The 26,732-nt window shown below is 68.9% G+C and carries 27 protein-coding genes; 6 read left to right on the forward strand and 21 right to left on the reverse strand.

Going from position 1 to position 26,732, the window contains the following annotated elements; all coding sequences use genetic code 11:
- Positions 1 to 5 precede the first annotated feature (5 nt).
- The 6 genes from ACN27E_RS16550 to ACN27E_RS16575 all read right to left on the reverse strand — a co-directional run bounded on the left by ACN27E_RS16550 (position 6) and on the right by ACN27E_RS16575 (position 4,334).
- On the reverse strand, positions 6 to 401 hold the full coding sequence (locus ACN27E_RS16550) for an SRPBCC family protein (RefSeq protein WP_422743064.1): 396 nt from the start codon (positions 399 to 401) through the stop codon (positions 6 to 8).
- Positions 402 to 430: 29 nt separating this feature from the next.
- The gene (locus tag ACN27E_RS16555) at positions 431 to 1,102 is read right to left on the reverse strand and encodes an O-methyltransferase (protein ID WP_422743065.1); all 672 of its coding nucleotides are present in this window, start codon (positions 1,100 to 1,102) and stop codon (positions 431 to 433) included.
- Positions 1,103 to 1,111: 9 nt separating this feature from the next.
- Entirely contained in the window at positions 1,112 to 1,615 is a 504-nt protein-coding gene (locus ACN27E_RS16560; RefSeq protein ID WP_422743067.1) for a TIGR04338 family metallohydrolase, read from the reverse strand.
- A complete protein-coding gene (locus ACN27E_RS16565; protein WP_422743068.1) occupies positions 1,612 to 2,361 on the reverse strand; it encodes a DUF2786 domain-containing protein in 750 nt (249 codons plus the stop codon). The genes ACN27E_RS16560 and ACN27E_RS16565 overlap by 4 nt, the downstream gene beginning before the upstream one ends.
- 144 nt (positions 2,362 to 2,505) lie before the next feature.
- A complete protein-coding gene (locus ACN27E_RS16570; RefSeq protein WP_422743070.1) occupies positions 2,506 to 3,498 on the reverse strand; it encodes a hypothetical protein in 993 nt (330 codons plus the stop codon).
- Positions 3,495 to 4,334, reverse strand: a complete 840-nt coding sequence (locus ACN27E_RS16575) for a lysophospholipase (protein WP_422743072.1) — start codon at positions 4,332 to 4,334, stop codon at positions 3,495 to 3,497. Before ACN27E_RS16575 ends, ACN27E_RS16570 begins: the two co-directional genes overlap by 4 nt.
- Before the next feature lie 71 nt (positions 4,335 to 4,405).
- On the opposite strand from ACN27E_RS16575, the gene ACN27E_RS16580 reads away from it, so the two are divergent.
- Positions 4,406 to 5,398 carry a sigma-70 family RNA polymerase sigma factor gene (locus ACN27E_RS16580; protein WP_422743074.1) on the forward strand — a complete coding sequence of 331 codons (993 nt, stop codon included), beginning with the start codon at positions 4,406 to 4,408 and terminating at the stop codon, positions 5,396 to 5,398.
- Between the two features lie 2 nt (positions 5,399 to 5,400).
- Here the strand turns inward: ACN27E_RS16580 and ACN27E_RS16585 are convergent, their stop codons facing one another.
- Positions 5,401 to 6,321, reverse strand: coding sequence for a DUF4436 family protein (locus tag ACN27E_RS16585; RefSeq protein ID WP_422743075.1), 921 nt, complete (start codon positions 6,319 to 6,321; stop codon positions 5,401 to 5,403).
- Positions 6,322 to 6,474: 153 nt separating this feature from the next.
- Here ACN27E_RS16585 and ACN27E_RS16590 point away from each other — a divergent pair, with 153 nt between their 5' ends.
- Entirely contained in the window at positions 6,475 to 7,599 is a 1,125-nt protein-coding gene (locus ACN27E_RS16590; protein ID WP_422743077.1) for an NDMA-dependent alcohol dehydrogenase, read from the forward strand.
- Positions 7,600 to 7,603: 4 nt separating this feature from the next.
- Here ACN27E_RS16590 and ACN27E_RS16595 read toward each other — a convergent pair whose 3' ends face one another.
- Positions 7,604 to 8,053 (reverse strand): MarR family winged helix-turn-helix transcriptional regulator, encoded by a 450-nt coding sequence (locus ACN27E_RS16595; RefSeq protein ID WP_422743078.1) that lies wholly within the window; start codon positions 8,051 to 8,053, stop codon positions 7,604 to 7,606.
- A 73-nt stretch (positions 8,054 to 8,126) separates the two neighbouring features.
- On the opposite strand from ACN27E_RS16595, the gene ACN27E_RS16600 reads away from it, so the two are divergent.
- Positions 8,127 to 8,891 (forward strand): pirin family protein, encoded by a 765-nt coding sequence (locus tag ACN27E_RS16600; protein WP_422743079.1) that lies wholly within the window; start codon positions 8,127 to 8,129, stop codon positions 8,889 to 8,891.
- A complete protein-coding gene (locus ACN27E_RS16605; RefSeq protein ID WP_422743080.1) occupies positions 8,869 to 10,197 on the forward strand; it encodes a PQQ-dependent sugar dehydrogenase in 1,329 nt (442 codons plus the stop codon). The genes ACN27E_RS16600 and ACN27E_RS16605 overlap by 23 nt, the downstream gene beginning before the upstream one ends.
- 3 nt (positions 10,198 to 10,200) lie before the next feature.
- On the opposite strand, the gene ACN27E_RS16610 is transcribed toward ACN27E_RS16605, so the two are convergent.
- Entirely contained in the window at positions 10,201 to 10,491 is a 291-nt protein-coding gene (locus tag ACN27E_RS16610; protein ID WP_422743081.1) for a GlsB/YeaQ/YmgE family stress response membrane protein, read from the reverse strand.
- Positions 10,492 to 10,695: 204 nt separating this feature from the next.
- Here ACN27E_RS16610 and ACN27E_RS16615 point away from each other — a divergent pair, with 204 nt between their 5' ends.
- Positions 10,696 to 11,775 (forward strand): phosphodiester glycosidase family protein, encoded by a 1,080-nt coding sequence (locus ACN27E_RS16615; RefSeq protein ID WP_422743083.1) that lies wholly within the window; start codon positions 10,696 to 10,698, stop codon positions 11,773 to 11,775.
- 51 nt (positions 11,776 to 11,826) lie between these two features.
- Positions 11,827 to 13,983, forward strand: coding sequence for an acyltransferase family protein (locus ACN27E_RS16620; RefSeq protein ID WP_422743084.1), 2,157 nt, complete (start codon positions 11,827 to 11,829; stop codon positions 13,981 to 13,983).
- On the opposite strand, the gene ACN27E_RS16625 is transcribed toward ACN27E_RS16620, so the two are convergent.
- From ACN27E_RS16625 to ACN27E_RS16680, 12 genes are read right to left on the reverse strand one after another with little or no spacing between them, the layout of a single operon-like run.
- Positions 13,961 to 14,737, reverse strand: coding sequence for a fructosamine kinase family protein (locus ACN27E_RS16625; RefSeq protein ID WP_422749926.1), 777 nt, complete (start codon positions 14,735 to 14,737; stop codon positions 13,961 to 13,963). The two genes, ACN27E_RS16620 and ACN27E_RS16625, sit on opposite strands and share 23 nt — an antisense overlap.
- Before the next feature lies 1 nt (position 14,738).
- Positions 14,739 to 15,425, reverse strand: coding sequence for a YoaK family protein (locus tag ACN27E_RS16630; protein WP_422743085.1), 687 nt, complete (start codon positions 15,423 to 15,425; stop codon positions 14,739 to 14,741).
- Positions 15,426 to 15,443: 18 nt separating this feature from the next.
- Complete coding sequence (locus tag ACN27E_RS16635; RefSeq protein WP_422743087.1) at positions 15,444 to 16,418, reverse strand: mammalian cell entry protein; 975 nt, start codon at positions 16,416 to 16,418, stop codon at positions 15,444 to 15,446.
- Positions 16,385 to 16,942, reverse strand: coding sequence for a mammalian cell entry protein (locus ACN27E_RS16640; protein ID WP_422743089.1), 558 nt, complete (start codon positions 16,940 to 16,942; stop codon positions 16,385 to 16,387). The genes ACN27E_RS16635 and ACN27E_RS16640 overlap by 34 nt, the downstream gene beginning before the upstream one ends.
- Positions 16,939 to 17,916 (reverse strand): RDD family protein, encoded by a 978-nt coding sequence (locus ACN27E_RS16645; protein WP_422743090.1) that lies wholly within the window; start codon positions 17,914 to 17,916, stop codon positions 16,939 to 16,941. The genes ACN27E_RS16640 and ACN27E_RS16645 overlap by 4 nt, the downstream gene beginning before the upstream one ends.
- Positions 17,913 to 18,575 (reverse strand): hypothetical protein, encoded by a 663-nt coding sequence (locus tag ACN27E_RS16650; protein ID WP_422743092.1) that lies wholly within the window; start codon positions 18,573 to 18,575, stop codon positions 17,913 to 17,915. Before ACN27E_RS16650 ends, ACN27E_RS16645 begins: the two co-directional genes overlap by 4 nt.
- Positions 18,545 to 20,104: an MCE family protein gene (locus ACN27E_RS16655; RefSeq protein WP_422743094.1), complete on the reverse strand. Its 1,560-nt coding sequence runs from the start codon at positions 20,102 to 20,104 to the stop codon at positions 18,545 to 18,547. Before ACN27E_RS16655 ends, ACN27E_RS16650 begins: the two co-directional genes overlap by 31 nt.
- A 3-nt stretch (positions 20,105 to 20,107) precedes the next feature.
- Positions 20,108 to 21,256 (reverse strand): virulence factor Mce family protein, encoded by a 1,149-nt coding sequence (locus tag ACN27E_RS16660; protein ID WP_422743095.1) that lies wholly within the window; start codon positions 21,254 to 21,256, stop codon positions 20,108 to 20,110.
- Positions 21,256 to 22,887, reverse strand: coding sequence for a virulence factor Mce family protein (locus tag ACN27E_RS16665; RefSeq protein ID WP_422743097.1), 1,632 nt, complete (start codon positions 22,885 to 22,887; stop codon positions 21,256 to 21,258). The genes ACN27E_RS16660 and ACN27E_RS16665 overlap by 1 nt, the downstream gene beginning before the upstream one ends.
- Before the next feature lie 3 nt (positions 22,888 to 22,890).
- Entirely contained in the window at positions 22,891 to 24,486 is a 1,596-nt protein-coding gene (locus tag ACN27E_RS16670) for an MCE family protein (RefSeq protein WP_422743099.1), read from the reverse strand.
- Entirely contained in the window at positions 24,483 to 25,514 is a 1,032-nt protein-coding gene (locus tag ACN27E_RS16675) for a virulence factor Mce family protein (protein ID WP_422743101.1), read from the reverse strand. The genes ACN27E_RS16670 and ACN27E_RS16675 overlap by 4 nt, the downstream gene beginning before the upstream one ends.
- Complete coding sequence (locus tag ACN27E_RS16680; protein WP_422743102.1) at positions 25,511 to 26,731, reverse strand: MCE family protein; 1,221 nt, start codon at positions 26,729 to 26,731, stop codon at positions 25,511 to 25,513. The genes ACN27E_RS16675 and ACN27E_RS16680 overlap by 4 nt, the downstream gene beginning before the upstream one ends.
- Between the last annotated feature and the right edge of the window lies 1 nt (position 26,732).

Raw genomic sequence — 26,732 nt, forward strand, 5'->3', positions numbered from 1 at the left:
ACGTGTCAGCCGCTGGTCATCCGGTCGATTCGCCGCAGCGCGATCGCCAGCACCGGCACATACGGCGCGGCGGGCAGTGGCGCGGACATCCACACGCGTGTGCCGTCGCCGACCGGATCGACGCCGTGGGCGGTGGCCGGAATCCCGGCCACCCGCCACGCCCAGCGCCGGCCGGGTTCGAATTCGCTGACGGTGAACGGCAGCGGCACACCGACCGGAGTGAAGACCCTGCCGCGCGCGCCGAGGGCGAGTGCACCACCGCCGTCGAGTTCGGCGCCGGCCACCGTGGGACCCCACTTCGGCCACGCGTCGAGGTCGGTCAACACCGACCACACCGCCGACGGTGCGGCGCGCACCATGCGGCTGACCGTCACCATGCCGCCATTCACCTGCACACCCATGACGGTTCGATGCCCGACGGGTCCGGAGGTTAAACCGTGTCCTCGGTGACGACGGCGACCGCGAAACCGTCCCAACCCTTGGCGCCGACAGTCTGGATCGCCGCCGCGCTCAGCCGTGGGTGCTCCCCCATCATCGCGAGCATGTCGCGCACGGCGCGCGCCTGCAGATCGTCGGATGCCGGTGCCAGGACCCGCCCCATGCGGGTGATGTTGTCGACCACCACGACGGTGCCCGGGCGTCCCAGCCGGATGGCCCATTCGACGTAGGCGACGTTGTTCTCCTTATCGGCGTCGATGAACACGAAGTCGAACGGCGCCCGGTCGGTCAGCGTGGGCAGTGTGTCCAGCGCCGCCCCGACCAGTACCTCCACCCGTTCGCCCACGCCGGCGCGCGCGAGATTCGCCCGCGCCACCGCGGCATGCCGCGGCTCGAACTCGCACGTGACGACCCGGCCGTCGGCGCCGGACCCGCGAGCCAGGTTGATGGTGCTGTACCCGGCCAGGGTGCCGATCTCGAGGATGCGGCGCGAGCCGGACATCGCCACCAGCAGAGCGAGCAAGCGTCCGTGCTGCGCCGACACCTCGATCGGCGGCATCCCCTCGGCCGTGGTCGATACCCGCGCCGCGGCCAGCGCCTCGTCTTCGGTGTGCAGGAGATGGTCGAACAGCTCGTCGACCGACTGGGGATCCGGCGTGCTCACCGGCCCACGCTAGCCCAGCCGAACCCCCTCCTTCACGTACACCACCCGCAGGACGTGGCCCACCTCGGGCGCCATCACGGCGTCGGCCAGCTCGCACATCGTCGTCGCGAACTCGGGGCCGTGGGCGGGTTCGGCCCGGCACAGGTGGTGGGCCACCTCGTGCAGGACCACCAGCTCCCGCAGCGCCCAGGTGGCGTACCGGTCCGGGACCGCGATGACCGCCTCTCCGTCGCCGGTCCACTCGTAGTGGGCCGCGGCCGCGCCGCGGCGGGCGCGCACGGCCAACGGGAGGGCGGCGGGCCAGCGCTGCCGCACCGCGGGGTGGGCGAGCACCTCGTCGACGTAGCGCTGCACCGAGGACACCGACGCGAATCGGGCCTCCGGCGGCAGGGTCAGCTGGGCGCCGAAGAATTCGACGACCTGGTTGCCGTGCTCGGCGGCCCGGTCGAACAGCGTGCGGACGAACTGTTCGGCGCCGTAGACCTTCGAACGCTGGCGGTCGCGGGGTGTCACTTCTCCAGAGCGTGCCGCGCGCCGGCCAGTTCCGGCCCCGGCCCCAGCCGTGCCCGTCGGCCGGCCCGGTCGCCCGCGCGGCGCGCCGCCGACGAATATCCGGCGGTCGCGCTGGTGGCGCGCCAGGTGCCGCGGGCCTGCGACGCCTGCCGGTAGAAGTCCTTGAGCTCGAGGTCCTTGTCGCGCAGGGCGATCGCGGTGCCCGGACGGCCCACACTGTCCTTGGTGGCGGCCGCCCGTTCCTCGTCGCGAGCCTGGCTGAGCCGCTGCCCGATGCGGGCACCGAACGCCAACTGGAAGTTCAGCCGGGCCGTGATGGTCGGGGTGGGACGGTGCGCGCCCGAGGCGATGTAGGCCTCCGAGGCCTTGACCATCTGCGTCACCAGGCTGGCATAGAGCGCGTGGCTGGCGTCGATGTCCTCGGCAAATCCGTAGGCATAGACGAATGTGGAGTTGGACGCGACGTCGCATTTCACGTCGTTGGCGGCGGCGATCACCACGAGCAGCTGTACGTAGGTGCGCAGCCCGCGGGTGCCGGCCTCCCCGATGGTGATGGTGCGCTGTACGGGCGCCTGCGCCTTGTCGCGCTGCGCGGAGTGCGAGCGGGCGACGGCCAGGTCGATGGACGTCGCGGTGGCCAGCCGCTGCGCAGCCGCCATGAACGCCTCGGCCTCGTGCGGGTTGTCGGTCCCCTCCGCCTGGCGTAGCAGCGCGGCGATGCGCGCCAGCATTTTGTCGTCACTCATGCGCGATCCGCTCCGCTTCTCGCTGATCTCATGCGCGACCCGCTCCGCTTCTCGCTGATCTCATGCGCGACCCGCTCCGCTTCTCGCTGATCTCATGCGCGACCCGCTCCGCTTCTCGCTGATCTCATGAAGCCCAGGCTATTTCTATTCGCCGACAAATCGATCGACGGCCGAGACGACCTGGGGAGAAAGCGGGTCGCCGTTGGCGTACTGGCCGATGTTGTCGGTCGGGTCGTCGTGCAGCACATGGTTGACCCCGTCGAGCTCGACGACGGTCAGCGCGGTGTGCGCCAGAGCGCCGATCAGCGGACGTACCGCATCGCAGCGGGCCTGGCCGTCGGAGTTCGAACAGGTGAGCAGCACGGGCATCCCCGCGGGCAACGCGGCCGCCAACGCCAGCGGGTCGATCCGGTCGGCTTCGACGACCGCCTTGACGTTGCCCGGGTTGACGATCGCGCCGAGATTCTGCGGCAGCTGCGGGGGCACCGTGCCCCGCGTCCGGATCTCATCGACGGCCGCCAGCCACTGCGTCAGGACGTCCGGGGTGGCCTGGCGGCGAATCCGTTCGGTGACGATGTCCAGATAGCGGCCCGGCAACGGCTGCAGCAGCGCCAGCGAATGCACCCGCACCGCGTCGGGCCCGGTGCGCGCGGCCAGCGTCATCGCGTGGATGGTGCCCTCCCCCACCGCGTAGATCGACACCCGGTTGCGATCGGTACCGGCCTGTTCGGTCAGGAAGCTCAGCGCCGCGGCCGCACCCGTGGTGTACACCGCGCTGCCGACGTCGGCGGGGTTCTTCGCGTAGGGGCCCAGCCCGGTGCGTCCGGTACCCACCTTGTCGTAGCGCAGCGATGCCACGTCGTGGCCGGACAGCAGGTCGGCGAGTTGGCGCATGTTGCCGACCGGGCCGGCGACGGCGTTGTCGCCGTTGCGGTCGGTGTTGCCACTCTCCGAGATCAGCAGGGCCGCCGGACCCGAGGTGTCCGGGCGGTGGCGGTAGGTGCCGTGAATGGTCAGGCCGTCGGCGGCGAACGTCACCTCGTCCTCGGTCCAGTCCGCCGATGCGGGCGCCGCATCCCGCGATGAGCAACCGGCCAGCAGTAGGCACGTGAAGAACAACGCCACAAGCCTTTTCACAGACGTACCTCGATCCAGGAGGTGACATCGTCGAGCACCAGCGCGCGTTCGGGTTCGTTGAACACCTCGTGGTAGAGCTCGGGGTACACCTTGAGGTGGACGTCGGAGCTGCCGACGCATTCAACCAACCGGTGGCTGCCCTCGACCGGGATCAGGGAATCCTGTTCACCGTGGACCACCAGCAGCGGAGCCGTCAGCGCCGCGGCCCGCTTCGGCATCGACTCGCCGACCGTGAACAACCCGCGCGCGATCCCGGCCGGCAGCTTGCCCTGGTACACCATCGGGTCGGCCTTGTAGGCGGACACCACCTCCGGATCGCGCGACACCGCGTCGGCGTCGAGTTGTTCGACCGGCACACCCGGGGCGATCCGGCCCAGCACCTTGGCCACGGTGACCAGCCACGGCTTGACCCCGGACTGGGCGTACACCGCAGGGCCGGACAGCACCATCGCGGTGTAGTCGTCGGGGTGTTCGACACCGTAGGCGAAGACGATCCCGCCGCCCATCGAGTGGCCGACCACGATCTTGGGCAGTCCGGGATGTTCCTCGCCGGCGATCGTGACCAGCCGGTGGAAATCGGCGGTGAATTCGCCGATGTCGCGCAGATACACCCGCTTCCCGCCGGAGCGGCCGTGGCCGCGGTGATCGAGCGCATACATCAGCAGGCCGGCCTCGCCGAAGCGCTGCGCGACGTGGTCGTAGCGGCGGGCGTGCTCGGCATAGCCGTGGGCGAGCACGACGACGCCGCGCGGCGGGGTGTCCGGCGTCCAGGTGTCGTAGACGATGCGGACGCCGCCGACGCCGTCGAAGCTTCGCTCGCTGCGGGTGCTGGCCATCCCGGGAGACTATCGGGTGGCCCCCGATTGCCGGATGCACCGTGTCGGGCTGCTGCGTAAGCTCGGGAACCGTGACCGTCCTGGCCGAGAATGTGGGTGACGGTAGCGCCGAAGACGCGTTTCTCGCCGACGCCCAGCGATACCGACGCGAGCTGCTCGCGCACTGCTACCGCATGACCGGGTCGCTACATGACGCCGAGGACCTGGTGCAGGAGACGTATCTGCGGGCGTGGAAGTCCTACAAGGGTTTCCAGGGCAAGTCGTCGGTGCGTACCTGGCTCTACCGGATCGCCACCAACACGTCGCTGACCGCGCTGGAGGGCCGCGCGCGCAGACCGCTGCCCACCGGCCTGGGTGCGCCGAGCTCGGATCCGGTCGACGACATCCAGGAGCGGGCCGAGATCCCGTGGCTCCAACCGCTGCCGGACACCACCGACGACCCGGCCGATCCGTCGGTGATCGTCGGGTCGCGGGAATCGGTGCGGCTGGCCTTCGTCGCGGCGTTGCAGCACCTGCCGCCCCGTCAGCGCGCGGTGCTGGTGCTGCGCGAGGTGCTGCAGTGGCGTGCCGCCGAAGTGGCCGAGGCCGTCGGCACGTCGACCGCGGCCGTCAACAGCCTGCTGCAGCGAGCCAAGGCGCAGCTCGACGCCATCGGCCCGAGCCAGGACGATGTGCTGACTCCGCCGGAGTCACCCGAGGCGCAGGAACTACTGGGCCGCTACATCGAGGCGTTCGAGAGCTACGACATGGACACGCTGGTCGAACTGTTCACCGCCGACGCGGTATGGGAGATGCCGCCCTTCGACGGCTGGTACCGAGGCCCGGCGGACATCGTGCTGTTGTCCAAGACGCACTGCCCGGCCGAGGGGCCCGGCGATATGCGCTTGATCCGCACCACGGCCAACGGTCAACCCGCGGCGGCGCTGTATCTGCGCAATCCCGGCACCGGCGTGCACGAGCCGCTGCAGCTCCATGTGCTCGACGTGACCGCGGACGGTATCGCGCATGTGGTGGCGTTCCACACCAGCACGTTCGCGCCGTTCGGCCTGCCCGATTCGGTGTGACCTCAGGGCTTGCGGCCCAGGGTGTACTCGTCGATGGTCACCCCGTTGCGGGCCGCTTCGGCGCGCTCGAACGCGATGTCGTGCCGATAGCCGAGGACGACGCTGGTGATCAGCGCGATCGAGATGACGCCCTCGGCGATGAAGAACGACGCGAAGTCGATGAGTGAGCCGATCGGCGGGCCCCCGGGCACGGCGTTGCGCAGCGGGATCAGCGCGAACAGGATCGCCGCCATCATCGAGCAGGCCGGCAGCACGAGCCCGCGCCGCCAGCGCAGTGCATAGAACGCCGCGGTGACCGCGGCCGCGGCCAGACCCAGCATCAGCACCATGACGAACACCGCGAACACCACGGTCGGGGTGCTGCGTTTGAGGAGCAGGTCGACGTCGATGCCGTCGACGTCGGTGTCCGGATCTCGGTCCAGGTCGGCCCGGAAGAACGGGTCGGTGTTGAACACGGTGACCGTGGTGGGCAGGGCATCGCCGTCGTCGGTGACGACGTTGAAGCCCATCAGACCGCTGTAGCTGTCGAAGGGATAGTCGGTCGGGATGCCCAGCAATCCGAAGCGCTGTTCGAAGACCGGGGCGGTCTCTCCCTTGGGCAGCGCCGTCGAAGGGTTGGTGAACGAGTTCGTCTCGACCTTGACGGCCCGGTTCAGCTGGCCGTTGTCGTCGGCGTACCTGCCGAACGCCTGGACGCCGGTGACGGTCACGGTGGCCGTCGTGGTGGCGGGGTCCACCCGACTGACCCAGAGGGTCAGGTCGATGCGGTCGGGCTGGTCGAAATCGCCGTACACGATGCCGTCTTCGAACCAGTGCCTGCTCGAGTCGTACAGTGCCAGGCTCCCGGCCATCAGCAGGGCCACGGCGAGCACGGACAGGGCAACCGCCCGCACGGCGCGCCACCGGGGCGAGGAGCTGCTCATCGCGGGCAGCGTATTACGACGGCACTCCCCGCACCCGCCGGATCCCGGAGCCGACGTCGGACAGTCGATGCAGGAGACGGTTCGAAGGTTGTGTATTGCCAGTTCAGAGCGCTGATTCGCGGTGATTTGGAACGTGTTCTAGTATCGCGGGTCATGAAGACAAAGGGCGCTCTGCTGTGGGAGCTCAACGCACCGTTCCGCGTCGATGAGATCGAGATCGGCGACCCGGTCGACGATGAGGTGCAGATCCGCATGCACGCCGCGGGCATGTGCCATTCCGACTACCACCTGACCACCGGCGCCACCCCCATCGGCCTGCCGGCGCTGGGCGGTCACGAGGGCGCGGGTGTCATCACCAAGGTCGGCCGCAACGTCACCTCACTGGCCGAGGGCGACCACGTCATCCTGGCGTTCATCCCGGCCTGTGGGCAGTGCCAGCCCTGCCTGAAGGGACACCGCTCGCTGTGTGACCGGGGCGCCCTGCTGCTCGGCGGCAAGGCCATCGCCGACGGCACCAGCCGCGTCACGGCCGGCTCGCACGAGGTGTCCCCGATGAACCTGCTCGGCACTTTCGCCCCCTATATGACCGTGCACAAGGACTCCGTCGTCAAGATCGACGCCGACGTCCCGTTCGAGACGGCGGCCATCATGGGATGTGCGGTGCCGACCGGCTTCGGTTCGGCCACCAACGTCGCCGAGGTCCAGCCCGGTGAGACCGTGGTGATCATCGGCGTCGGCGGCATCGGCCTGTCCGCACTGCAGGGTGCGGTGATCTCGGGTGCACGCAATGTCGTGGCGATCGACCCGGTGGAGTTCAAACGCGAGCAGGCGATCAAATTCGGTGCGACGCATGTGTACTCGTCGATGGCCGAGGCGATCAACCCGGTTCTCGAACTCACCCACGGCTTCATGGCCGAGAAGACCATCATCGCCGTCGGCGAGATGCGCGGCGAGTACATCGAAGAGGCCATGACGTTGACCGCCAAGACCGGCACCTGCGTGGTCACCGGGATGGGATCGATGTTCGACGTCGACGTCAAGCTCAACCTGTTCCTGTTCACGATGATGCAGAAGACGTTGAAGGGCAACATCTTCGGCGGCGGTAGCAGCCATGTGGAGACGCCGAGGCTGGTCGGGCTCTACAAGTCGGGGCTGCTCCAGCTCGACGAGATGGTGACCAACACCTACCGGCTCGAGGACATCAACACCGGTTACACGGACATGCTCGAAGGCAGGAACATCCGCGGGGTGATCCGCTTCGACGAATCGGACTGGTGAGGACCTAACCCGAACGCGCCCGCTCCAGCACACCGCGCACCACCGCGCCGAAGGCCTCGCGCTGGGCGGGTGACAACGGGGCGAAGACGAGTTCACGGATCAGCGCCGCGTGCCCGGGTGCGGCCTTGCGCAGCGCGGCACGCCCCGCGGCGGTCAGCGACACGGTCGCACCCCGGCGGTCCTCGGCGGTGCCGGCCCGGACCACCAGGGCCCGCTCCCGCATCCGGCGCAGTTGATGGGACAGTCGGCTCTGTTCCCAGCCGAGCGCCTCGCCGAGCGCGTTCATCCGCAGCGGGCCCTGTTCGGCGACGATCACCAAGACGTCATAATCGCTGCGCGAGAGCCCACAGTCGGCCTGCAACTGCCGGTTCATCGCCGTGTCCAGGGCCGACACCATCGCCAGATACGCCCGCCAGATCTCCTGCTCCTCCTGCGACAGCCACACGGAATACATGACACATCATCCATGTTGTCGTGTCCAGTACCGGCCACCTAGGCTGGCGCAGGACCTCGAGGGGTGAACCATCATGACCGCAACCGAAACCGTCGACCTCCGACGTGCCGCGGACCGGGCCAAGACCAAGATCTCGTGGCTGGACTCGAAACACTCGTTCTCGTTCGGCGCGCACTACGACCCGGCGAACACCCACCACGGGTTGCTGCTGGTCAACAACGACGACATCGTGACGCCCGGGCGCGGCTTTGACACCCACCCCCACCGGGACATGGAAATCGTCACCTGGGTACTGCGTGGCTCGCTGGTACACCAGGACTCGACCGGCCACTCCGGGGTGATCTATCCCGGCCTGGCTCAGCGGATGTCGGCTGGTCGCGGCATTCTGCATTCGGAGAAGAACGACTCCTGGACGCTGACCGGCGAGCAGTCCCACCGCGAGCCCGTGCATTTCGTCCAGATGTGGGTAGCCCCCGACGAGTCCGGCATCGAGCCGGGCTACCAGCAGCTCGAGATCGACGACGAACTGCTGCGCGGCAAGCTGGTGACGATCGCCTCGGGGATGCCCGAACACAGCGGCGAGGCCGCCATCACGATCCGCAACCGCTACGCGGCGCTGCATGGAGCTCGCCTGCAACCCGGTGACGACATCGAACTGCCCCAGGCGCCGTATCTGCACCTGTTCGTGCCGCGGGGTGAGGTGACCCTGGAGGGGGCGGGTGCGCTCAGTGAGGGCGACGCCGTGCGGTTCACCGCCTCGGGTGGACAGCGCATCACCGCCGTCACGCCGGCCGAGATCCTGGTCTGGGAGATGCATGCGAATCTCACTGCGGCCTGACCGGCTCAGCATCGCGGTCGCGGGCGTCGCGCTGCTCACTGCATGTTCGACCAGTCCGTCGAGCGAACCCACGGCCAGCACGATGGCCACCGCGCCCGCGCCGACGCCGTCGGCCGCGCCCGCGGCGGGCGGGCTGGCCACCGCGCCGGTCGCCGTACCGCAGCAGCTCTCCGATGCGCCGTTCGACGAGGCCCGTGAGGTCCGCATTCCCCGGGGCTGGTCGCTGGCGGTGTGGGCCCGGGTGCCCGAAGCCCGGTTGGCCCGTTGGACCCCCGACGGCGCCCTGCTGGTCTCGGTTCCCGACTCCGGCCGCATTGTCAAGCTGCAGCCCGGTGGCGAGGTCCCCGGGCAGTCGACCCTGCTCGAGGGCCTCGACCAGCCGCATGGCATGGCGTTCGCCGGCTCCACGCTCTATGTCGCCGAGAGCGACCAGATCGACGCGTACGACTACGTCGACGGCGCGGCGGTCAACCGGCGCACGGTGGCCGCCGGCCTACCCGACGCCAAGAGCCCGGATCTGCGGGGCGCCTACGCCCATGCCCTCAAGAGCGTCGTCGTCGGGCCGGACGGCGCGGTGTACTTCTCGATCGGTTCCACGGGAAACATCTCCGCGCAGGACCGGACGGCGACCCCGCCCCGCGCCACCATCATGCGGGTGCCGCCCGGGGGCGGCCCCGCCGAGCCGTTCGCCACCGGTGTCCGCAACGGCACCGGACTGGCCGTCGCACCGGACGGTTCGGTGTGGACCGCGGTGAACGGACGCGACAACGTCCTCGACCCGGCGACCGGGGAGCTCGACCCGGCCTACGTCGCCGACCATCCCCCCGAACAGCTCGCGCGGCTGACGCCGGGCCGGGAATTGGGCTGGCCGTACTGCAACATCGACCGGCCGGCCGGAGCCGGTCCCGCGGATCTGTCGTTCATCCGCGACGTGCAGACCAACGCCGACGGCAGCCAGTTGGACTGCGCCGCCCTGCCGCCGGTGGAGCAGAGCTTCGGCGCCCACTCGGCGCCGCTGGGCCTGAACTTCGTCGACGGCCAATTACCGGCCCCGTTCGCCCAGGGCGCGCTGGTCGGTATCCACGGTTCGTGGAATGCGCGGCCCCCGCGGGCGCCGGAGGTCTCGTTCTATCCCTGGACCGGGGACGGTCTCGGCGATCAGCAGACGCTGGTCGGCGGATTCCAGGTGCAGGACGGAACCCGCTGGGGCCGGCCGGTCGACGCGGTGGTCGGCCCCGACGGCGCCGTCTACATCACCGATGACGACGCGGGAGCGGTGTACCGCCTGGCGGCGCCGCCCCCGTAGGCGTCAGCGGGCGGTGGTTCCGGGACGGGTGCCCCGCTTACCCGTCACGCCCACGTAGATCGCGATGAGGACGATGGCGACGATGATCCCGACCAGGAACGGGATGATCTGCCATCCGCCGTTGGAGTTGCTGTAGCCGAACTGGTAGGTCAGCCAGCTGCCGATGAACGAGCCCAGCGCGCCGAGCACGATGGTCATGATGATGCCGATGCTCTGCTTGCCCGGCATGATCAGCCGCGCCAGCGCGCCCACGATCAAGCCGACGACCAGTGCGCTCAGGATTGTCCCGATCATTTCCATGCTCCTTCGTCTCTGGGATGGCAGGACGTGCCCACCGCGAGCCGGTTACCCCCCGGGAGACCACCTCATGCGGATTCGCCACATCTGGATGCCCGAGCGCAACAGCCCTGACGCAACTCCGTGACCTGCTTGTTACGGAAGTTGACAGAGTGACTGCTGTGAATATCGTTGGAGCAGGGTGGCCAGTCGAAAGGGTGGATGGTGCGGTCCTCAGCAAAGCTGCAGCGGTTTACGGCGGGCCTCGCCGTGGCCGCGTTGTGCGCGGCACTGGGTACCGTCGCCGCCCCGCCGGCCCGGGCCGCGGACGCCAAATCCCTGTTACTCGGGGCCATCGCCAACACCAAAGGCTCCTACCTGGTGTACAACTTCGGCGGCGAGTACGCGGCGCCGTTCCAGGCCGCCGACGGGCGGGAGTACACGCTGAACAACGGCGGCCACCTGATGACGATCAAGAACGCCTCCACCCGGCTCAGTCCGCGCCTGCTGGTCGACAGCCACCAGGGGTACCAGGCCCGCTGCGAACGCGACCCGCGCGCCCGCACCAGCGAGGGCCTGTGGCAGGCCTCGGAGACCTACACCCCGCTGCAGGCCTGGCAGGCCCTCGGCCAGCCCACCATCGCGATCAACGCCAACTTCTTCGACGTGCGCACCCAGCAGGGCGGGTCCTGGCGCGATACCGGGTGCAGCTCACCGCTGGGCGCCTACGTCGACAACACCCGCGGCCAGGGCAAGGCCAACGTCGCGGTCACCGGCACCATTCCGTACGCGGGTAAGCAGGGTCTCTCCGGCGGCGACGAGCGATGGGCCGCCCTGGCGACGATGATTCTGCCGGTCGGCGGGCGGCCCTATGTGGTCATGCCCAAGTCGCCGCAGGACTACGACGCCGCCTCCCCCGAGATCGGCAAGCTGATGGATGCGGGCACCCGGTTCGTCGCGGTGGCCGGGCTCGGCCTGCTGGCGCCGGGCGAGATGGGTCAGATGAACGACCCCGGACCGAGCGCGGCGCGAACCGCGCTGGGCTACAACAGCAGCAGCGATCAGCTCTACGTCTTCGAGGGTGGCAGCTACACCCCGGACAACATCCAGGATCTGTTCCGCGGTCTGGGCGCCGACAATGCGGTGCTGCTCGACGGCGGTGGATCCTCGGCGATCGTGCTGCGCCGCGACACCGGTGGCATGTGGAGCGGTGCCGGTTCCCCGCAGGGCAACTGTGACACCCGCCAGGTGCTGTGCGATTCGAAGGAACGCGCATTGCCCAGCTGGCTCGCCTTCAACTGAGGCGGTCAATACCGGGTTCAGCGGACCCGACGTGGGACCATCGGGTCTCAAGTGACCAGTGTGACGAATTCTCGGCCCGATCTCCGACGCGGGAACTCCGCGGGCGGACGGCCACCGCTGCGTAAGCGATTCCGCACCGACATCGAGGGGCTGCGCGCGGTCGCGGTGCTCGCGGTTGTGCTCTACCACGCCGAGCTGCCCGGACTGTCCGGCGGATTCGTCGGGGTCGACGTGTTCTTCGTGATCTCGGGCTTCCTGATCACCGGTCTGCTGTGGCGCGAAACCTCTGCAGGCGGTGTCCGGCTCGGCGCGTTCTACGCGGCCCGGGCGCGTCGCCTGCTGCCGGCCGCAGCGCTGGTCCTGGTGGCCACCGGGATCGGCGCGGTCCTGCTGCTGCCGCCGCTGCAGGCCCGCAGCACTTTGTGGGATGCCGTCGCCGGAGCGCTCTACGCAGGCAACTACCGCTTCGCCGTCACCGGGACCGACTATCTCGCATCGACCGACCCCTCTGCGCTGCAACATTATTGGTCCCTCGGGGTCGAGGAGCAGTTCTATCTGCTGTGGCCCGGGCTGATCGTCGGGACCGCGTGGCTGATCGGGCGCCGGTTCGGACCGTCGGCCGCCCGCTCGGTGCTGCCGTATGCGGTGGTGCTGCTGGCGGTGGCCGCCGCATCATTCGCCGTGTCACTGGCCTGGACCCACACCTGGCCGTCGTGGGCGTTCTTCTCGCTGCCGAGCCGGGCCTGGGAGCTGGCGCTGGGCGGCCTGATCGCGCTGAGCGCCGGCTGGTGGCGGCGGCTGCCCCCGGTGCCGGCCGCGCTGGTCGGTTGGGCCGGTCTGGCCATGATCGTCGCGGCGTGCGTCCGCTTCTCCTCGGCCACCCCGTTTCCCGGCACCGCGGCGCTGCTCCCCGTCGTGGGCACCGCGATGGTGATCGCGGCGGGCTGTTCGACCCCGAATCTCGGTGTGGGCCGACTGCTGTCCAAACCGCTGTGCACGGCCACCGGCCGGGTGTCGTACTCGTGGTATCTGTGGCACTGGCCGGTGCTGATCCTGGCCCCGGCGCTGCTGGGGACCCACCTCGGGCTGGCGAGCCGGCTGGCGTTGGTGGTGATCTCGCTCGGCCTGGCCATCCTGACCCTGCACCTGGTGGAGAACCCCGCGCGGTTCGCCGCCGCACTGCGCGGATCGGCCGTGCGCAGCCTGGCCGTCGGGGGGGTGGCCACCGCCACGGCGGTCTGCGCGGCGATCGTCCTGCTCACCCTGCGCCCGGTGCCGACCGGAAGCGGGACGCCCGCGGTGCCGGTCGCGCTCACCGCCCCGTCGGTGGCCGCCACGCCGCCACAGGCCGCCCCCGGGCCGGCGCCGGCCACGCCGCGAGACCAGGTGCACGCGGCGGTCGCCGCGGCGGCCGGGCTGCGCGACGTGCCCGTCAACCTGGACCCGCCGCTCGATGCCGTGCCCAAACCGGCGGTGTTCCTGAACGGATGCGTGCTGTCGTGGCGCGATGTCGACCAGCCGCAGTGCCTCGCGGGTGACGAGAACTCCGCGGTGCGGGTGGCCCTGGTCGGCGACTCGCACGCCGCCATGTGGCAACCTGCGCTGGAAACGGCTGCGCAGCAGAACAACTGGCGACTCGAGACGATGAGCAAGGTGACCTGTCCGCTGATGGAGCTACCCATCCGCAGTCCCTACCTCGGCCGGATCTACTCCGAATGCGAGACGTGGCGCGCGGACGTCCTGTCGCAGCTCGAACAGGACCGGCCGCAGCTCGTCGTGGTCGACATGTCCCGCCGCTACGGTGCCGACTTCGGGTTCACCTCCTACGATCCGGTGTGGCTGGACGGTCTGTCGCGTCTGGTGAGCCGGCTGCGCGCCACCGGCGCGCAGGTGCTGGTGCTCGGCCCCGCACCCGACCCGCACGCGACGGTACCGGCCTGCCTGTCCGGGCACCTGGACGATGTGAGTGCCTGTTCACCTGCGCGCGATGTGGCGGTCAATGGCGCCGGGGTGGCCGCCGAGACCACCGCCGTACAGGCCGCGGGGGGCCGGTACGCCGAATTGACAGATCTGTTCTGCACCGACACCCGCTGTCCGGTGATCGTCGGCAACACCCTGGTGTTCCGCGACGACAACCACATCACCGGGGAGTACGCCCGGCTGCTGTCGCCGGTGCTCTCCGACCTCACCCGGCAGGTGCTGCCCTGAGCGCGGCGCCCAGCGCCGTCTCGGTCTGCTGAACGTAACCAGCGCCGAACAGCACCACATGGGCCAGCAGCGGATACAGCTGATGCAGCGGGATGCGTTCGCGCCAGCCGCGCCGAAGTGGTCGTAGACCCTGGTAACCGGTGATGACGTCGGCCAGAAACGGGCAGCCGAACAGCGCGAGCATCGCGAGGTCCGTCTCGCGGTGGCCCCCGTGCGCGGCCGGGTCGATCAGCACCACGCCGGCGGGGGTCCACATCACGTTGCCGCTCCACAGGTCGCCGTGCAGCCGGACCGGCTCGTCGTCGTCGTCGTAATCGCCGGCCGCGCACCGGTCGATCACGGTGTCCAGATCTCGGCGGCCCTGCGGGCTGAGCTGCGGGCGGGCCCGCTCGCCCATCGGCGCCAGGCGTTCGTGGGCATAGAAGACGCCCCAGCGGTGATGTCCGGTCAGCGACATCGGCAGCGGACCGCTCAGCGGGCCGAAGAAGCCGGGACCGGTCCAGCCGTCCGGTGCGGCGCCGAACGCGCCGGCACCCGCGGCGTGGGTCACCGCCAGCCGCTGCCCGAACCGGCGCCCCTCGCCCGCCGTGGGCGCCACCGTATCCAGGTGTTCCAGCGTCAGCGACGAGTCGTCGACGTCGAGCACCCGTACGCAGGGCACCGCGTCCGGTACCGTCAGCCAGCGCAGTCCGGCGGCCTCGCAGGCGAAGAAGCCCGGTGGCGCGCCGGCACGGCGTTTGACGAAGACGGTCAGCTCAGACCTCGTTCGCTTCGGCGGGACCCCAGACGAAGATGGCCGCCGCCACGGCGACCACGGCGGCGGCCAGGGCGATCACCGGGGCCACCGTGATCCGGGTCAGGGTCGCGCCCACCACCGCACCGGCACACATGGTGAGGACCACGCCGTAGCGCAGCTTCTCGCGCTGCCCCGTCCCGCCGGCCAGCCGGCTGTCGAACCCGATGCCGACGATGGTCTGGGTCAGCACCGTCGTGCTCAGCTCCTGGATGCCGAACTGTCGCGCCGTCGCGTTCTGCACACCGAACACGATGGCCAGCCCGGCGATCAGGATCAGCTTCCGGTCGTCCCGATAGTCCAGGACTCCTGCGCCGGCCAAGATCGACAGTGTCACCAACACAACGATTTCGATGCTGAACGCGAAGGCCAGCCAGCGGCGGACCCGGGCGTCGAGGTGCCGGGCCAACCGACCGCCCAGCACGGTCCCGGCGATGAACGCCGCGAAGGCGACCAGCGCCGCGGTCCGGTCGACCACCGTGTCGTCGACGAACCAGAACCCCAGGAAGACCACGTTCCCGGTCATGTTCGCGACGAACACATGGCCGAGCACCAGAATGCTGATCGCGTCGATCAGTCCGGTGGTGAAGGTCAGCAGGAGCAGCGCCGTGACGGTCAGTCGGTTCGACACCGGCGAGGTGACGGGCATGGCACCCCATTTCGGTCGTCAGAGCTGCGGGGTGAGATCCAGGTTGGTGATCGGCGCCATCCCGGTGATGCGCCATTCCGCGTCGTGGCGCTCCAGGGTCAGGCGATATGAGCGGTAGCGCAGCGACGGGATGTTCTTGTTCACCGGGCTGGTGGACACCGAGTTGGTGTAGACGATCGCCGACGCCTCGTTGTCCGACAACGATTCCACCGCGGCCCCCAGCACGTCGGTGGTGTTGGACACCTGGGCCTGTTTGTTGGTGGCGACGATCGCGTCGATGTAGCGGCGATACTCGGTGGCGAAATCGCCGGACAGGAACCGCGACGAGCGGTCGGGCAGGGACGCCATATCGTCGGGGGTGTAGGTCCACAGCGTGGTGATGGCGTCGGTCGCGGTGCGGGCGATCTCGAGTTTGGTGGCGACTGCGGCGCGGTCGGCCAGATACGGCTGCAGGGTGGCTCCGGCGAAGGCACCAGCGGCGATGAACAGGACCGAGGCCGCTGTTGCGGCGATCATCAGGCGCTTCCCGGCCGGGCGGTACGCGACGAGTACGGGCTCCGGCTCGGCTTCGGGCTCCAGGTCGGATTCGGTCTCGGGCTCGGGGGCCGGCTCCTCGGCTGCCGACTCCTCGGGCTCCTCGGCTGCCGACTCCTCGGGCTCCTCGGCTGCCGACTCCTCGGGCTCCTCGGCTGCCGGCTCCTCGGCTTCGGCCTCCGGCTCCTCGGCTTCGGCTGCCGGCTCCTCGGGGGCCGGCTCCTCGGGGGCCGGCTTGGGTACGCGCCGCGACTTACCGGTCGGCACCCGACTCGCCGGCGCCTCGGCCGGTGTATCGGTCGGCGTCTCCGGCCCCTCGTCGGTCGTGGAAACGTCTTCTGCCGCTGCGTCTTTCACCGGTTCGGGCTTCGAACGCCGCCACGGCAACCGCCGCTTACGGGTCGGCGGTTCGGCGGACTCGGTGGTCAGATCACCTGGATCAGCTGGCTGATCTTCCACTGCTGTCCTTCCTTCGTCGCGGTGGCCACCCAGCGGTTTCCGCTCTCGACCGTCGACTTCCCGTCCGGTGTCTTCGACGTCGTCTTCGTGGCGACCAGGATGTCAGCGCTGCCGTTGTCGTTCCAGCGCTGCACCCCCGCCTCGACCACACTGCCCTCGGTGGGCTCCGCGCGAGCCACCTGGATGACGATCTCGTTCTGCTTCTGCTTGAACATGGTGGCGAACTCGCCGGTGCCCTGGGCCAGCACCCGGTCGGCGTAGTCGTTGGCGTTGAACGGGTCGAGCGTGGTGTACATCGTCATGAATCCACGCACGTAGTACAGCGCCTCGGCGTCGCGCCGGTCGGTCCGACGGTCCCCCTCGTAGGACACCAGCATCAGCGAAGCCGCCGCGACTGCGGCCACCAGCAGCAGTCCGGCGACGGTCGAGAAGATGGTGAACGGCCAGCTGCGCGGCTCCCGCGGTTCGACCGTGAAGTCGAAATAGTCGCGCTGATCGGCGTCGAGCCGGCGCCGCGGACTCACTGCCCGCCACCCTGCATCAGCGGCTTCTTCAATACGGTCAGATTGTCCACCCGCCAGTCGTCGCCGACCTTCACGAAGTCCACCCGCACGGTCGCGGTGATGAACTTCAGATCCTCCACCTTGGTGCCCCGCTGGCCCTGCATCGCCAACAGCATCGCGGCACGCTCGGTGCTCACCGGCGGATCCGGCAGGACCGCCGAAGCGACGGCCCAGTATTCGTTGGTCGACGGGCCCGCCTTGCGGACCGCCTCCTGCTGGCCGACCAGCTGTTCGCGATAGGAATCGGTGGTCAGCGACCGGGCCCTGGCGAAATCCTCGTCGATGGTCTCGGTGCTGTAGGTCAGCAACTGCTCGACGATCCGTGGTCCCTGCACGGCGATCTGTGCCCGCGCCCGGTCGACGGCCTGCTGCTGTCGATACACCACGACGTAGCTCAACCCGACCGCCAGCGCCGCGACGACGACCGCTGCCGCCAGCACCTTGGCGGTGAGGCGCCGGAGGTCGCGCTGCGGCCGGGGTGCGGGGCGGACCTCGGTACGCAGCAGCAAGTCGGCGAAGGTGCGCCCGCGCCGGTCCCACAGCGGCCACAGCCAGCCCACCAACAGCGCGGCGGTGTCCAGGAGATGCGCGGCGTCGCGCAACAGCAGGCGCCCGAACCCGACCGCCGAACCGTCGCGCCGCACCACTCGGATGCGCACCAGCGCCCGGCCCAGCGACCAGCCCGTCGTGCTGGGCAGCAGCCACCGGTTGGCGGCCAGCGCGACGACGGTACCGGCGGCCGCGACGGTCAGCACCCACCACAGCCACCCGAGTTGCGGTCCGACCAGCACCCACGGGGCGGTGGTTCCGAGCACCGCCAACCCCGGCAGGGTGTCGACCGCTAACGCCGCCGCCCGCAGGTGCCATTCGGCGACGGGTTCGGGCAGCGGCTGCGCGACGGCTTCGTCCGACACGGGATCGAGCACTGCCGTCACGACGTGACCTGATCGAGCTTGGCCACCTTGTAGGTTCCGTCGGCCGGCGCCATCTGGACCCGCAACCGGTAGCCCTGCTCCTGGTCGGCGGTCTCGGAGTTGGTCACCTTGACCCGAACCGCCACCAGCACGTCGATCGATCCGTCGCCGTTGTGCTTCTCCACCGCGGCGCGCATGTCCGACACCTGCACCTGCACGTTCGCCGCCCGGTAGGCGTCGACGAGCATCCCGCTGTAGAGGGCGGCCTGGGCGCCGAAGTCCCCGGTGGAACACTCGATGATCTTGGCCTGGCCGGTCGTCATCGCCGTGGTGTCGGGCGCCTGGGTGGCGGCCACACAGTCCTTGGCGGCCTGCACTGCCCGCACCTCGTCGGAGGCCAGTTCCACGCTCTCGTTGTGGGTGCGCAACGCCAGGTAGCCGCCGACAGCGGCACCCGCGGTCAACAGCAGCAGTAGCGCGCAGATCGTGTTGAGCCAACCGCGGCCCAGCCGCGACACGCGGCGGCCCTTCCCATCGGGAGCCGATTCGGTTGTGTCGTCCGGGGATACCGCCACCGTGGTGTCCGGTGTCTCGTCAGCATCGGCGCCCGATCCCGGGTCGCTGCGCTCCTGCCCTCCGGAAGTGGGGTTCAGCTGGCGGGTGCCAGCATCTCCTTCCATCCGTCGTCTCCTGGTCTGATCGTATTGCTGACGTTGTACTTGACGCCGTCAGGGCCGACCACCTCGCCGCTGGCCGGGCTGTACACCGCGGTGCCCGGTGGTCCTGGTGCCGGAGTGTAGATGCACGGGTTGGGTTGTTGTCCACTGCACTCGACGCGGCCCTGCCCCGGCGGGCTCAACGGATCGCTGATCGGGGCCGTCGACTGCGGGGGCGGCAGCTGATCGGCCGGCAGCGGGTTCATGCCGTTGTTGACAGACGGAGCCGGAATCACCCGGCCCGGATTGACCGGCTGGTTGCAGCGCGCTCCGGCCGCCGGGCAGTCCCGGATCTGGTTCGGATCGCCGTACCAGGGGTTGGTACCCAGCGGAACATAGGGTTCGTTGCTGCGGCACTCCTTCGGGGTGGCCGCCCGCTTACCCGGCACGTCGGCACAGGGGTAGTTGCGGGCACCGCGAACGACGTTGCCCTGGAACTCTTTCGGGATCTTGCAATAGGTCCCCGAGGGCAGCGGCGCCATGCTGGTATCGGCCGGCGACCGCCATTCCGAGGCCGGCAGGAAGCCGGTCAGACACGGCGCCGGCTGGTTGATCGACAGACCGAAGTGCAGCAGACCCTCGCCTTCGAAGATGGTGCCGGCCTGTGCGACGGCCGCACCCTGCGGCAGCACCACCAGCGCCTGTTCGACGCCCTTGTTGTAGCGCTTGAGCATGTCGATCACCACCGACAGATTCGCCAGTGTCTGCGGCAGCGAATCGCGCACCCCGCCGAACACGGCGTTGAGCTGATCGGCCGTCGGCGCCGCCTGCTGCAGGCCGCTGCGCAGCGCGGCGTCCTGTTCAGCCGACTGAGCGGCCAGGATGTTCAGATTGCGGGCCCACTGCTGGATGCTGTCGCCCGACTGCACCTGGCTGTCCAGGATCGGCGCCGAGTTGTCGATGATGTCGTTGACCGGACCCAGGTTGTCCCGGAAATCCGAGGCGATGTTCGTCGTCGAGTCGACCAGGCGCTGCAGCGCCGGGCCGAGCCCACCCACCGCGTCGGCCGTCTCGGTCAACAGCGAGTCGATCTTCTCCTTGGGTAGCACCGACAGGCCCTTGTTGGCGGCGTCGAGTGCCGGACCGACTTCGCTGGGCACCGTGCTCTCGGTGATGGTCTGCCCGTCCTTGAAATACTGGCCGGGGTTGCCGTCGGAGACCAGATCGAGGTACTGCTCGCCGATCGCCGACACCGAGTGCACGTTGGCGACGGCATCGACCGGGATCTTGTACTGGTCGTCGATGCTCATCGTGGCCCGGGCGCCGGTCTCGGTCGGTTCGACCTTGGTCACCTTGCCGATCGTGGTGCCGCGGTAGGTCACGTTGGCCGTCTCGTACAGCCCACCCGAGCGGGGTAGCTCGGCGTTGAGTGTGTACTGCCCGATTCCGACCAGGCTGGGCACCCGCAGGTAGTACCACCCCAGCACGACCACGGCGAGCACGGTCAGGATCGTGAAGATGATCAGCTGGATCTTGATGAAGCGAGTCAGCACAGCTCACTCACCCCTCTCGACCAGCGGGCCGTTCGGCGCGTCGTGCGCATTCGGGGTGAACCGCACATCCGGGATCATCGTCGCCGGGTCACGGCCCCACGACTGCTCCAGGGCGCGCAGCATCCCGGACACGCCAGTGCCGGTGAGGAACCCGTTGTCCAGCGCAGACAGCGTGGCGTCGACCAGCAGCGACACGTTGATGTAGTCGCCGCGGACCGCCTTGGGCACGTTCTCGATGCTGAACGGCGCGGTGAACAACAGCTTCAGCGCGCCGATCAGGTACGGCGACGCCTTGCCGAGTTGCTTGAGCGGACGCTGCAGGTTGTTCAGGTTGGTGTTCAGGTTGTCGCTGGACTGGCCGAGGTAGGTGTCCGTGGCGGCGCTGATCCGGCCGAGGGCCTGCACCGCATCGGCGAACAGATCGCGGGTGTCGGCGAAATGCTCGATCAGCGGCGGGAACTCGGTGAGCACCCGATCCAGCGTGGCGTTGCGGTCGGCGACCACGGACAGCAGCTCGTTGGTCGAATCGATCGCCCGGGTCAGATCGTCGCGCTGCTGGTTGAGCTCATCGGTGAAGACGTCGAGCTGACCGAGGAAGTCGCGGATCTGCTCGGCCCGGCCGGTCAGCAGATTGTTGACCTCGGTCTGGATCACCTCGAGGTTCGGGATGCCGCCGCCGCGCAGGATGGTGGCGATGCTGGCCAGCACCCGCTCGGTGGTCGGGAACGCTGACGCGTTCTTCAACGGGATGGTGTCCCCGCTGCGCAGCGGCTCCGACGACGGATCCGGCGGAGCGTCCAGCTGGACGTGCTGCGACCCCAGCAGGCTGGTCTGACCGATCTTGGCCAGGGCGTTCGACGGCAGCTCGACGTCGGGCTGGACTCTGAGGGTCAGCGTGGCGACCCAGTTCTTCAGCTCGATGGCCTTGACGCTGCCGACGAAGACGTCGGCCACCCGCACCCGGCTGTTGACGTTGAGCGCCAACGTATCCGGCATCTGCACGTAGATCGTCATGGCGTCGCTGCCCGAACCCGGTCCGCTGGGCAGCGGGACGTTGGCGATGCCCTTCCACGAACCGCAGGAGGTGAGCACGACGGCGGCCACGGCCAGCGCCGCGGTCCGCTTGCCGAGCTTGGCGAAGCTGATCTTCATCAACGCGCTCCCATCTCGGCGGGTAGCGGCGGGCCCGGGGCCGCCGGGGGCGGTCCGGCCGCCGGAGCGGACAGCGGAGATCCACCGGGGTCACCGGGGATGACGCCGGGCGCGGGCGCCGGCGGCGGACCCGGCTGCGGGTACCACGGCGGCGGCAGCGGGGTGTTCTCGCTGTAGGCGTTGGGCGGCCCGGGCAGCTTGCCGTTGGGCTGGACGCCGAACGCCGGGGGTGCCGCCGGGTTGACCGGGTCCGGCCCGCCGAGCAGGGCATTGAGCGAATCCGGCGTCAGCATGTTCGCGGTGAACGGCTGCACGTCGACGCCCTGCATTCCCGGCGCGACGACCCAACCCGGTTCGTGGTTGCCGTGCGAGAACAAGGTGTCGCGCGAGAAGATGCCCGGCACCGTCGTGTCCTTGTATCCCGGGGGCGGCCGCAGCCGGTCCTCGGAGTAGGCGATCTGTTTGGGCAGCGTGAGCGCCGTGCTCACCTGGTTCAGCCCGAACGGCGGGAAGTTGAACTTGATGGCGTCGAGGATCGGGGCGAGGTACTGCGCGCACAGCTCCGCCGACTCCTGATAGCCCAAGCGGCTACCGGCCTGGATCGAGCTGCAGATGAACTGCAGCGGGTTGGCGAAGTTCGTGATGACCGGCAGGCCGACGATGCCGCCGTTGTTCGGCGAGCTGATGTTGACGATGTTGGCCGCCAGGTTCGGGAACACGTGCAGACCGGTCTCCAGGCCGTCGAGCGGCTCGGGCTGCAGGATCGCGTTCGTCGTGTCGGCCAGGTTGTTGATGTCGGTGGTCAGCACTTCGCTGTTCTCGTCCAGGAACCCACGGGTGGTGGTGAGCAGCCCGTTGAGGTCCTGCAGCGCGTTGGCCAGTTCCCGGTCGGTGTTGGTGAAGGAGTTGGTGAACTGGGCCAGGTCGTTGTTGAGTGCCACGAACTGCTGGTCGCTCTTGTGCAGCGCGTTGACGAACAGCGCGAGGCTCTTGATCACGCCGAAGAAGTCGCCGCGGCCCTCGTTGAGGGTGGTCAGCGCCTCGGACAGGCTGTTCAGCGTCTTGTTGATCTGCTGACCCTTGCCGGCCAGACCGTCGGAGAACGACTCGATGACCTCGCCGAACGGACCCTTGGGCTGCTCCGGCGTCGGGCCGAGGTCGGTCAGGATGCGGTTGATGGAGTCGCGCAGCTCGTCGTATTCGACCGGTACCTGGGTGCGGTCCAGCGGGATGACCGCGTCGTCCTCCATCACGGGGCCGCCGGTGTAGGGCGGCGCCAACTGGATGGTGCGCGACGAGACCAGGCTCGGATTGAGGATCGACGCGGTGGCGTTGGCCGGCACCTTGTACTTGTTCTCGTAGCTGAAGGTGACCTTCATCTTGTCGCCGTCGGGTTCGATCTTGTCGATCGAACCGACGCGGACGCCCATGATCTGGACCTTGTCACCGGGGTAGAGCGCCAGCGTGTCGGTGAAATACGCGGTGACGGTGTTGGTGGTCAGCTTCTTGTACAGCTGCCAACCCACGAAGGCCGCTACCAGCGCCAGCACCACCACCAGCGAGCCGATGATGAGTGCGGCCCGGGACATGTTCGGCGCCTTGAAGTTACGGATGTTGAAGATCGTCGACATCGGTCAGTCCCCCGTAGCTTCCTGCGAGCCGGGCGGGAGGAACGGCGGGTTCCCCGGCAGCGGCGGAACACCGACCGGCGGCAACTGCTGTCCCGGTCCCGGCGGTGGCGGCGGACCGTTGAGCGCGGGCGGCGGCGGCGCCTGGGTCACGTTGCCACCGGTGGCGGTCGGACCCGGGAAGGGTCCGGGCGGCTCGTGGCGGGCCCCCGGCGGCGCCGGCGGCAGCGGCACCGGGATGCCCGGCGCGGTCGGTGCAACCTGACCGGGAATGCCCGCGCTCGCGATCCCGGGCGCCGGTGGCGGGGCGTTGGGATTCGGCGGTGAGGTGACCACATTGGGCGGCTGATAGTTCGGGCCGTACGGGTTGTCCCCGAACGGGCCGACCGTCAGATCTGCACACGGCAGCGGGTTGCCCGGGCTGGGAATGCCGTCGGCGGGCGGGGTGTAGGAGCACGGGCTGCCCTTGGGCACCGCCGGACCCGGGAACTCCGGGGTTCCCTCCAGCGGTGTCGGCGCCGGTGGCGGCGCACCGTTCGGGAAGCGCTGCCCGTTCGGGTCGGGGAACTGGAAGGCGGGCAGGCCGGCGCTGCGCCAGAACTGCTCGGGATCCAGGCCGCGCTTCTGGAACGCGGCATCGACGAACGGCTGGATGATCTGATACGGCAGCAGGTTGACCAACATGACCTTGAAGTACGGACCGGACGCGATGCCCTCGGCCAGCGACGCGGTGAACTTGCTCAGCGTGGTCAGCACGTCGGCCAGGTCGAATTTGCGCTCGTTGAGGATGCCGCTGATCACCCGCAGCTGCTCGAGCACCTTGTTGAGGTTCGGATTGTCGTCGATGAAGCCCTCGACCTGCGCCGAGAACGCCGACACCCGTTCGAGCAGCATGCTCACCGCATAGCTGCGCTCGTTGATCGCGGCCAGCAGCGTCTGGGCGTTGACCAACAGCTGGTTGATCTGCTGGCTGCGGTCGCCGAGCACACCGGCGATCTTGTTGGCGTTGGCGAGCAGCTGCTTGATCTGTTCGTCACGTTTACCGATGGTGTCGGAGAACCGGGCCACGCCGTCGAGCGCAGCGCTCAGATGCGGATAGGTCTGGTCGATGGTCTCCGAGAGCACGTTCAGCGACCGTTTGACCGATTCGGTGTCCCACCCCGAGGCCGCCTTGGTGACATCGAAGAACGCATCGTAGATCTGGTAGGGCGTGGTGGTCTGGCCGACCGGCAGGACGCCGTCGACCGGCAGCTTCTGCGTACCGCGCGGCTCGATCTCGAGGTTCTTGCGGCCCAGGATGGTGTCGGTGCGGATGGCCGCGCGGCTGTCGCGGCCGATCTGCGTCCCGCCGAGTGTGTAGCCGACGACGACCTTGTCGCCCTCGATCTCGGTGGTGAGCACCTCGCCGACCTCGACACCGGCGATGCGGACCTTGTCCCCGGGGTTGATGCCGCCGGTATCGGTGAATTGTGCGTAGTACTTGGGCTGCGCGAACAGCATTGGCACGCTGGCGAAGCTCTGGCCCACGCCGACCACCAGGACCAGCACGATGATGCCCATGAGCCCGCCACGGACCCGGTTCGACCCTTCCAGTGTCCTCATTGCGGCGTGCACCTACCCGACGGCTGCGAGGTGATCTTCACCGTGCGCACCGGCCCCCCGGGCTGCAGCCCGTTGAGCTTCAGCGAGATGTCGCAGGCGTAGAAGTTGAAGAAGTCGCCGTAGATGCCGCCCGCACGGCCGATGATCTTCAGCGCGTTGGGCAACCGGACGAGTAGGTCGTTGAGGTCGGCCTGCTGGTCGACCAGCGGCTGCTGGACGGCGTCGAGGTATCCGATGGTGTCCTGCAGCACGGGCCGGTTGTCGGCCAGCAGATCGGAGATGGTGCCGGCCGCGTCGCTGATGTCGGCGACCGAGGTGGCGATCGGATCGGCCCGGTTCTTCAGCCCGGTGATCAGCTTCTCGAAGTTGACCAGCGTCTCGTCGAACTGCTTCTGATGCTTGACCGTGGTGTCGAGCACGGTGTTCAGGTTGCGGACCACCTCTCCGATCGCCTGGTCCCGGTCGGCCAGCGCCGACGTCAGCGACGCGGTCTGGTCGAGGATGTCGTTGATGGTGCCGCCCTGGCCCTGGAAGATCGTGACGATCGACTGGGCGATGTTGTTGACCTTGTCGGGGTCGAGCGCACGGAACAGCGGGCGGAAACCGCCGATCAGCGCATCGAGATCCAGGGCCGGTTCGGTCCGCTCGACGGGGATGGTGTCCCCGGCGTTCATCCGACGGTCGCTGTCCCCGCGCTTGAGCTCGAGATACCGGTCGCCGATCAGGTTGAGGTAGCGGATCGACGCGGTCGTCTCGTCGAACAGCGGCAGGGACCGGTCGACGGCGAAGTCGACCCGGGCACGGTTGCCGCCCTCGATCAGTTCGACCTTGGAGACCTTGCCTACCTCGACGCCGGACGCGCGGACGAACTGGCCGGGGCGCAGGCCGCTGGCGTTGCTGAAGATCGCCGAATAGCCGGTGGTGCGGTCGAAACGCATCTGACCGAACACCACGATGATGATCGCGGTGAACAGCAGCAGCACCAGAGAGAAGGCGCCGAGCTTGATGGCGGTACCGGTGATTTTCATGGGTTGATCGTGTTCTCCCCGATCTGGCGACCCCATACGTACTCGATGGCGATCGGCTGGCCGAGTTCGAGGTGGTTGTAGGGGGCGATCGATGCGCCGGTGTCCATCACCAGATACGGCGCCGGCCACAGATCGCGGGTGACGGGCTGCCAGCAGCCCGGCCGGCCCTCGGGTCCGCCGTGGGCGTTCACCCGGGGCAGGTTGTCCGGATACACGTAGGGGTTGCCCGCGCCCAGGATCTCGGAGTGGGTGCGTAGCGAGTAGCCGTTACCGCCGAGCGACGCGGCGATCTTGGGCTGGACGTCGTGGTAGTTGCGAATGGTGCAGAACAGCGCCGGGCTGTACTCGTCGAGCAGGGCCGAGGTCGGCAGCAGATCTTCGGCGCCGCGCACCAGATACGGTCCGCCGCGTTCGAAGACCTCGCCGCCGGTGTTGCCGAACCCGACGGCGGCCATCAGCGCCTGGTCCAGGTTGCCGCGTTGCTCGTTGAGGGTGCGCGCGGTGGTGACGGCGTTGTCCAGACCGTCGAACAGGTCCGGTGCGGCGTCCGCGTAGACCTCGCCGAGGTCGGCGAGCAGTTGGGTGTTGCGGCGGATCTGGGGCATCCGCGGGTTGACGTCCGCCAGGATCGCGTTGCCGTCGATGATCGACTCGCCGAAGCGGTCGCCCAGCCCGTCGAGGGCCTGGGCGGCGGCGGTCAGAGTCTGGTTCAGCTTGATCGGGTCGACTTTCTCGGCCACCGAGACCACGGTCTCGAACAGCGTGTTGAACTCCGTGGTCACGTTGGTCACGTCGATCACGTCGTTGCTGCTGATGCGCTGCGGCGATGGGTTGGGCGGTGACGAGAAGGACACGTACTTGTTGCCGAACACCGTGGTGGCCGAGATGTCTGCGACCACGTTGGCCGGGATGAGATCGAGGTACTTGGGGTCGACATCCAGGGTGATCATCGCGGCCGGTTCGTTGCCGACGCTGGTGGGGTTCACCTCGGCGACGCGACCGATCTCGACCCCGTTGTAGGTCACCTTGCTGCCCGGATCGAGGTTCAGCCCGGCCCGGGCGGATTTCATCGTCAGTGTTTCGCGCGGGGTGAAGTCACCCCGGAACTGGAACCACACCAGCGTCGCCACCACCGCAGCGATCAGCAGCAGGACGATCGCGGCGATCTTCAGGGGCGGGGTGCGCGGATTGTTGACCGGAACCTGGGGTGCGGACATG

Origin of the sequence: Mycobacterium sp. WMMD1722 (assembly GCF_049315205.1) — a bacterium.
Lineage (GTDB): Bacteria > Actinomycetota > Actinomycetes > Mycobacteriales > Mycobacteriaceae > Mycobacterium.

What these genes read in the sequence shown, in the direction of transcription:
- ACN27E_RS16575 (WP_422743072.1), bottom strand. Translation starts at nt 4,334, where the DNA reads ATGGCCAGCACCCGCAGCGAGCGAAGCTTCGACGGCGTCGGCGGCGTC.
- ACN27E_RS16630 (WP_422743085.1), bottom strand. Translation starts at nt 15,425, where the DNA reads ATGCCCGTCACCTCGCCGGTGTCGAACCGACTGACCGTCACGGCGCTG.
- ACN27E_RS16585 (WP_422743075.1), bottom strand. Translation starts at nt 6,321, where the DNA reads ATGAGCAGCTCCTCGCCCCGGTGGCGCGCCGTGCGGGCGGTTGCCCTG.
- ACN27E_RS16565 (WP_422743068.1), bottom strand. Translation starts at nt 2,361, where the DNA reads ATGAGTGACGACAAAATGCTGGCGCGCATCGCCGCGCTGCTACGCCAG.
- ACN27E_RS16680 (WP_422743102.1), bottom strand. Translation starts at nt 26,731, where the DNA reads ATGTCCGCACCCCAGGTTCCGGTCAACAATCCGCGCACCCCGCCCCTG.
- ACN27E_RS16610 (WP_422743081.1), bottom strand. Translation starts at nt 10,491, where the DNA reads ATGATCGGGACAATCCTGAGCGCACTGGTCGTCGGCTTGATCGTGGGC.
- ACN27E_RS16590 (WP_422743077.1), top strand. Translation starts at nt 6,475, where the DNA reads ATGAAGACAAAGGGCGCTCTGCTGTGGGAGCTCAACGCACCGTTCCGC.
- ACN27E_RS16670 (WP_422743099.1), bottom strand. Translation starts at nt 24,486, where the DNA reads ATGAGGACACTGGAAGGGTCGAACCGGGTCCGTGGCGGGCTCATGGGC.
- ACN27E_RS16650 (WP_422743092.1), bottom strand. Translation starts at nt 18,575, where the DNA reads ATGGAAGGAGATGCTGGCACCCGCCAGCTGAACCCCACTTCCGGAGGG.
- ACN27E_RS16660 (WP_422743095.1), bottom strand. Translation starts at nt 21,256, where the DNA reads ATGAAGATCAGCTTCGCCAAGCTCGGCAAGCGGACCGCGGCGCTGGCC.
- ACN27E_RS16665 (WP_422743097.1), bottom strand. Translation starts at nt 22,887, where the DNA reads ATGTCGACGATCTTCAACATCCGTAACTTCAAGGCGCCGAACATGTCC.
- ACN27E_RS16550 (WP_422743064.1), bottom strand. Translation starts at nt 401, where the DNA reads ATGGGTGTGCAGGTGAATGGCGGCATGGTGACGGTCAGCCGCATGGTG.
- ACN27E_RS16595 (WP_422743078.1), bottom strand. Translation starts at nt 8,053, where the DNA reads ATGTATTCCGTGTGGCTGTCGCAGGAGGAGCAGGAGATCTGGCGGGCG.
- ACN27E_RS16615 (WP_422743083.1), top strand. Translation starts at nt 10,696, where the DNA reads ATGGTGCGGTCCTCAGCAAAGCTGCAGCGGTTTACGGCGGGCCTCGCC.
- ACN27E_RS16605 (WP_422743080.1), top strand. Translation starts at nt 8,869, where the DNA reads ATGCGAATCTCACTGCGGCCTGACCGGCTCAGCATCGCGGTCGCGGGC.
- ACN27E_RS16675 (WP_422743101.1), bottom strand. Translation starts at nt 25,514, where the DNA reads ATGAAAATCACCGGTACCGCCATCAAGCTCGGCGCCTTCTCTCTGGTG.
- ACN27E_RS16600 (WP_422743079.1), top strand. Translation starts at nt 8,127, where the DNA reads ATGACCGCAACCGAAACCGTCGACCTCCGACGTGCCGCGGACCGGGCC.